This is a genomic window from Bradyrhizobium sp. (assembly GCF_049512235.1).
Classification (GTDB): Bacteria; Pseudomonadota; Alphaproteobacteria; order Rhizobiales; family Xanthobacteraceae; genus Bradyrhizobium.
Genome location: NZ_JBEKXH010000379.1, coordinates 1 through 6,221, shown reverse-complemented (window position 1 = coordinate 6,221; position 6,221 = coordinate 1). Strand labels below are relative to the sequence as shown.

The window sequence follows — 6,221 nt, the reverse complement described above, 5'->3', positions numbered from 1 at the left end:
CAACGTCATGGATTGGCTGGAAAAGGGCGTCACTAGCGTCGACGTCTGGGCGCTGCATAATGGCTCCACGGCGGGCAATACGTCCTCCAGCCTGTTTGGCACCTCGACCTTCGGCGACTACGGCATTCTGTCGAATGCGACCTCCGGCGAGCCGGCGGCGGATACCCCGTTCCCGACCTATTACGGCATGCAGATGCTGAGCAAGCTCGGCAAGGCCGGCGACACCATGGTCACTTCCTCGTCCAGCAACAGCCTGCTTTCGGTCCACGCCGTCCATCAGGCCGGCGGCAACCTGGCGCTTTTGCTGCTCAACAAGGATCCGGCCAACACCATCAGCGCCAACGTCTCCGTCTCGGGCTTCACGCCGGTTGGCAGTGCCACGGTCTACAGCTATGCCGCATCCAGTAGTGCGATCAGCACCTCTTCCGGCGGCAGCCTCGGCGCCAGCTTCACCTTCGCGGTCCCGCCCTATACGCTCACCACCATCGTGCTGAGCCCGACGGGGACGGGGACGGCGCCTCCGAATTTCAGCCTGTCCGCGGGCCCGACGAGCCTGGCACTGAAGCAAGGCAGCAGTGGCAGTTCGACGATTTCCGTGCTGCCGGCCAACGGGTTTGCGGGAAGCGTGGCGTTTACCGCGGCCGCGGTGCCGAGCGGTGTCACGGCGGCTTTCAGCCCGGCCTCGACCACGACATCGACGGCACTGACGCTGAGCGCCAGCAGTTCGGCGCCGGTTGCCAACGGCGCCGTGACCGTCACCGGAACGAGCGGCGCCCTGAGCGCGAGCACGATGGTCGGCCTCACGGTCAGCGCGGCCCAAAGCGGCGGCGGCGGGACCGGCGGCGGGACCGGGACCGGCGGCGGAACCGGTGCCGGCCCGGCATCCTTCACCGGCAAGGCGGGCACGAATGGTCCGTGGTTCGATGAAGACGACGTTGTGCTCTCCACCAGCGTCCCGATCACCGCGCTGACGCTGACTATCAGCGTGCCGGCAACCAACGTCACCTTCTCCAATGCCTATGATACGATCGGCTCGCAGGTAGTCCAAAGCCACACCAGCGGCACGGCCATCGTCACAACCTTCACACTGACCAGCGGTCAGACCATCCCGGCCGGCGGCTTCACCTTCGCGGCTCAATCGGGCGGAAACGGCACGACGCACATTGCGACGACCGACACCTGGTCGGTGACCTACGCCGCCGGCGGCGCGACCTATCAGCAGTCTGGTCAATTCTAGCGGGGACTGAGTTTGATGGTTGAATTGATGTAAAGGCGGCGTGATGCTGAGGCTGGCAATCGGCATCATCGTTGTGGCATCCGCTCACGGCGCGCTCGCCGCGAGCGCCGTCGCAACGCCGGACCCGTTTGCCGACGATGTGGCCGGGAAGGCGCACGCCGGCTCGGCGGCGGCCTCTGCAGGCCGGGCTAACGCTGGCGCGCCGGCACGGTTGCCGACGGCGCGCCAGCCGGCGGCGAGCGACAATCCGTTGTGGGCCGTGCCTCTCAGTGCCCTGTCGGCCACCGGCGACCGGCCGATTTTTTCCTCGTCGCGGCGTCCGCCGCCCGCCGCAGTTGATCATGCCGCTGTTTCGAAAGCCGCCGCCGCGCCGAAACCGAAAGAGCCCGAGCGTCCGAAGCTCTCTCTGGTTGGCACCATCGCAAACAGTCTGGAGCAGTTCGGGATTTTCCTCGATCAATCCACCGCGGCAGCCATTCGGCTGAGAGTTGGCGAGGAGTTTCAGGGCTGGAAACTCAGCTCGGTGCAAGGCCGCGATGCGACCCTGGAGAAGGATCGGCAGTCCGTCGTGCTGAGCTTGCCGCAGCCCGGCGGAACAAAACCGGCTGAGCTTTCGCGCGTGAACCTCGCAACGCAACCCATGCCCGGACAGCCGCAACTCCCGTCGGCCCCGCAGCCGCGGCGGCACCCGCAACCCCTCCGCCAGATGTGAGCTGGCTTGCGCTGCTGCGCTCCCTCTCCCGCTCTTCGCGGGGGAGACCACCAGCGCCCGCAGCCGCACCACGCCGGCGAGAAAGTGGGCCTCTTGCTCCCGTTGATTTCGAAAGGTTTTTTCGCCCACTTTCTCGGGAGGGTCGGGGTGGGGGAAGCTCCGGGCGAAAATCCATCGATCGGGTGTCGCGGCCACACACGTAACTAACACCGCCGATGCCGCGCCCCCACCCCACCCTCCCCCGCGAAGAGCGGGAGAGGGAGCGAGAGGCCAATGCTCGTGGCCTGAAATGACGGGTTTCACGGAATCGATCAACTAGGCCCTGGGCGGCCGGCGCCGACGGTGGCCGCCGAATCCCGGCTGTCTTCAGCCAAACGGCTGGATATTGGCGGGTAACAACCACTATACTAGGGGTTGAAAGGGCCGTGTGGCGGCAGGGCGCAAAATGAAGCTCCGGATTTTGACCTGCATCGTGATGCTGGCTTTATCGGCGGAGGGCGCCGCGGCCTTGACCTCGCTTGCGGCCCGGGATCCCATCGACTCCGACTTGGCCCGCGACGCGCGCGAGGCCGATAACCCGGCCACAACATCGATACCGTTGCATCACGCCGGCCCCGCGCGACCCGTCGTGACACCGGCCGCGCCGGCTGCACAGCGAACCCTGGGCGCCAATCCGTTGTGGGCGGTCCCTCTCAGTGCATTGACCAGCACCCGCGACCGCCCGATTTTTTCATCGTCGCGGCGTCCGCCACCCTCGGCGGTTGCCGCCGCTGCTGTTCCGAACGTTGCCGCGGCGCCGAAACCGAAGGAGCCTGAGCGTCCGCAGCTCTCTCTCGTTGGCACCATCGCAAACGGCTTGGAGCAGTTCGGGATCTTCCTCAATCAATCCACCGCGGCGGCACTTCGGCTGAGAGTTGGCGAGGAATTTCAGGGCTGGAAACTCAGCTCGGTGCAAGGCCGCGAGGCGACCCTGGAGAAGGATACGCAGGTCGTCGTGCTGAGTTTGCCGCAGCCCGGCTCAACGCCGGCAGAAGCGCTTGCGCGCCTGAACCCTGGACTGCCAGGGCAACTTTTATCGGCGCCGCAACCGCGGCTGCGGCTGAAACCCAACCGCCAGATGTGAGCCCGTTGAGCGAGAGGCAGGTCTTTTCAGCGAAAGCCAAGGCCGTGGGTTATTCGCGCATTTATTCCCATCGATCAACACAATGCGCTGTTGCACGAAGCGGTTAGGCGGCGACCGGCAATGCAGCGGACCTGACGAATTTCGCCCGGCCAATCTGGACCGGGCGCTGAAAGAACCTTGCCACTTCATTTCATCGAAGGACGCGATGGGCGGCACGAGGCCGCCTGCCGCGCCAAGGGTTCAGAGCGAGCGCAGGAAAACCAGCAGGTCCTGTTGATTTTGCGGAGACAGCAGATTGAAGTTGTTCACCACCGTATTCGCCTCCGAGCCCGAGCTCTGGTGCGCATTGATCGCGTCGATCAGATTCGTGGCACGGCCGTCATGCAGGAAGAACAGCCGCTGTCCGACACCCCACAGCGGAGCGGTCCGGAACTGCTGGCCATTGGCGACCCCCTGGCTGATGCCGTCCTGCAGACCCGTGCCCATGGTGTGGAGGGCTAAGTCGGTATAGGGGCTGATGATCAGCCGGCTCATGCCGCCGAACGGCGAGTTCGCATCCCTCTGGCGCGGGATATGGCAGCTTCCGCATCCTACATTGTGGAACTGGGTGGAACCGTTGCCTCCGGTGGTGTCCGCGGCCGTCGCCTGAACCGGCGGTGCCGAAAGACGGGCGAAGGCCGCGAAGTTGACGATATCCGAAGAGAAATCCGACGCGGGACTGCCTGACGATGTGCCCTGCGAAAGGTTGGTGTTGTCCTCCGGCGTGGGGTTGAACACGCATCCCGATGTAGTGTCCCGCTCATTGGTGAAGGCCTCGTTGGTGACGCCCTGTTCGACATTGTAGGCCTCGCCTGAGAAGATCAGCAGCGACTTGTTCTGGGCCTTCCAGCCGAACTTGGTGATGGTGCCGTCATTGCCGCTGATATTGAACACCCCGGGGGAAATCCCCAGCGTCTGCTGCGGGGCCGCGACGTTCCCCTCCTGCGACCTCAGCTCGTCGTCCGGGATATTCTCGATCACGCCGAGGCCGAACAGCGGCGTCGGAATCCGGAAGATGATGTTGGCCTGCGCGATCGCCGTAACAAAATCCGGCTGGCTGATGTTGCAGCCGGACGCGTCGCTCCGGCCGGTGATGGTGAACAGGTCATGGACGCCGCCGTCGGGCGTGCCATCCGGATTGTTGATAAAGCGGGCCTCGCGGACCGGGCCATTCGAGGTGATGAAGCTTGGCACCGTGTTGTTGGCGCCGGCCCGGACGGCCACCCTGAGCTGCGGATTGGGCGTTGGGCTCGAGCCGCCGATGGCGGGGAATGCGTGGCACATGGCGCAGCTGTCGCCATTGAATCGGGGTCCGAGGCCTACTCCGGTTTGGCCGGAGACGGTGCCCGACACCGAGTCGATTTCCTGGAAGCGGACCTGTGCCGAATTGAAGAAGCTCAGCTGCAGCGCTGTCAGCCCCGCGATCGGACCGCCGGCGCCGGCCGGGCCGCCGCGCGGACCGGGATCCACCGCCACCATCGCCGCCGCCGCCATCTGGCCGACCGCAGCGCCCGGCGCGGCCAGCAAACCAACGACCGCCGTACTGACGACGGCCACACCCAGACTTACGCCACCCGCGATTCTCGACTTGAAGATTTTTCCTCTCATCTCGCCCTCCAATATTTCTTGTTCCAGCCAACCGCAGATCACGGTCGCCACCCGCGACCATCTCCGGTCCCGCATCCATGCCGTCTCGGTGGATTCGTTGAATGTTGAATAGTGAAATCAGTTGCCCCGACGATGCCCGGCGCCGACGGACATTTCCTCCCCTCCCAATATCCACCCGCCTCACACGCCAAAACCGGCGTTTAAACCTAAGGGTGTAATTGTGAAAAAAATAAATCTTAGCTTGATTGCCGTCAAGTTCAATTCTGAGCTACATTGAAGAAAGCGATAAACTTACGGATGTGTCCGGCATGAGATCGACGGAAGCACTTTTTGAACGCGCAATATTGACAGAGATACGCTTTACGCGTGCGGTTCGAGGTTGGGTTTTGGCTTTGTTGCGTGTTGTCGCCCTGACCGGGCTGATCGCAACTCTGGAAACCCCCGGACACCGGGCCGAGGCCCAAACGGTTGCGCCGCCCGCCTCGCCGTCCGGACCAGCGGCAGGCAATGCCGCGGCCAAATTGTCCAGCCCAGATCCGGAGACCGGATCGGTCGTGGAAGGCGCCTACCGGAATCCCTATTTCGGCCTCTCGCTGCCGTTGCCCGCGGGATGGTCGGAGGACCTTGCCGGGCCGCCGCCATCGCCGGTCGCCTCCTATGTCCTCGAAGCGATCGAGGGTACGAAGACCGATCGGGCCACGATGCTGGTGGTCGGTCAGGATCTGTTCTTCGGTGCCAAGCCGTTTGCGAATATCGCCGAACTGGCGGCGGATTTGAGCGATGACTTCGCGCGCGATCCGATCATGACGATCGACCGCAAGCTGGCTGCCACCACGATCGCCGGCCATGATTTCCTGCGCTTCGATTATCATGCCGGCGAACTCTATCGCGTCTGGCTCGCCACGGAGTTGCGCTGCCACGTGCTCAGCTTCAATATCACCGGCACGGATCAGGCCCGAGTCGAGCGCATCGCGCGCGGCCTCGACGCGATGTCGCTGCCGCCCAACTCCGGATCGCAACCGGTCAGCGCCGATGGCGAGCAACCCAATCCGGTCTGCATCAAGGATTATGTGACGAAGCAGACCGTGCTGCGCAGGATCGAGCCGGATCCGGTCGAACCGCGCGGCGTCAACCTGCCGGTTCGATTCATCATCGGCGTCGACGGGCGGATCCGTCATATTCATGTCATCAACGCCCGCCCGGCGCAGCGCCGGTCGATCGAACAGGCGCTGACGCAGTGGGAGTTTGCGCCCTATCTGGTGGCCGGACATCCTACCGAGGTCGAGACCGGCGTGCTGTTCAACTTCAAACCCACCGGACAATGACCCGGCGGAAAGCGGACCGGGACGGCTCCACGGCGCGCACCTCTGCGGGGGGTGGCGCGCTTTTGTGCTTAGACTTGTGCTCTATCTGGTATATTTTGTGATCTGCTGGCGCGATCAGTCGCGTGAGGCGGGAAAGATGGCAGCCGGCGGCGGGTACAAGAAGGTCAATATTGCTTC

General features: G+C 64.2%; 5 protein-coding genes. 4 read left to right on the top strand and 1 reads right to left on the bottom strand.

The genetic code is table 11. From position 1 onward, the window contains the following. The 3 genes from ABSG20_RS26880 to ABSG20_RS26870 all read left to right on the top strand — a co-directional run. The coding region (locus tag ABSG20_RS26880) for a hypothetical protein (protein WP_423867516.1) at nucleotides 1-1,237 on the top strand (1,237 nt) is incomplete at its 5' end. Between the two features lie 43 nt (nucleotides 1,238-1,280). After that, complete coding sequence (locus ABSG20_RS26875) at nucleotides 1,281-1,949, top strand: hypothetical protein (protein WP_423867515.1); 669 nt, start codon at nucleotides 1,281-1,283, stop codon at nucleotides 1,947-1,949. Nucleotides 1,950-2,394: 445 nt separating this feature from the next. Then, on the top strand, nucleotides 2,395-3,072 hold the full coding sequence (locus ABSG20_RS26870) for a hypothetical protein (RefSeq protein WP_423867514.1): 678 nt from the start codon (nucleotides 2,395-2,397) through the stop codon (nucleotides 3,070-3,072). A 240-nt stretch (nucleotides 3,073-3,312) separates the two neighbouring features. Here ABSG20_RS26870 and ABSG20_RS26865 read toward each other — a convergent pair whose 3' ends face one another. After that, a complete protein-coding gene (locus ABSG20_RS26865; protein WP_423867513.1) occupies nucleotides 3,313-4,719 on the bottom strand; it encodes a di-heme oxidoredictase family protein in 1,407 nt (468 codons plus the stop codon). A 395-nt stretch (nucleotides 4,720-5,114) separates the two neighbouring features. Between ABSG20_RS26865 and ABSG20_RS26860 the strand changes: the two genes are divergently transcribed. Continuing rightward, entirely contained in the window at nucleotides 5,115-6,044 is a 930-nt protein-coding gene (locus tag ABSG20_RS26860) for an energy transducer TonB (protein WP_423867512.1), read from the top strand. Nucleotides 6,045-6,221 lie beyond the last annotated feature (177 nt).

Coding starts and splice junctions, on each gene's coding strand:
- ABSG20_RS26865 (WP_423867513.1), bottom strand. CDS start 4,719: ATGAGAGGAAAAATCTTCAAGTCGAGAATCGCGGGTGGCGTAAGTCTG.
- ABSG20_RS26870 (WP_423867514.1), top strand. CDS start 2,395: ATGAAGCTCCGGATTTTGACCTGCATCGTGATGCTGGCTTTATCGGCG.
- ABSG20_RS26875 (WP_423867515.1), top strand. CDS start 1,281: ATGCTGAGGCTGGCAATCGGCATCATCGTTGTGGCATCCGCTCACGGC.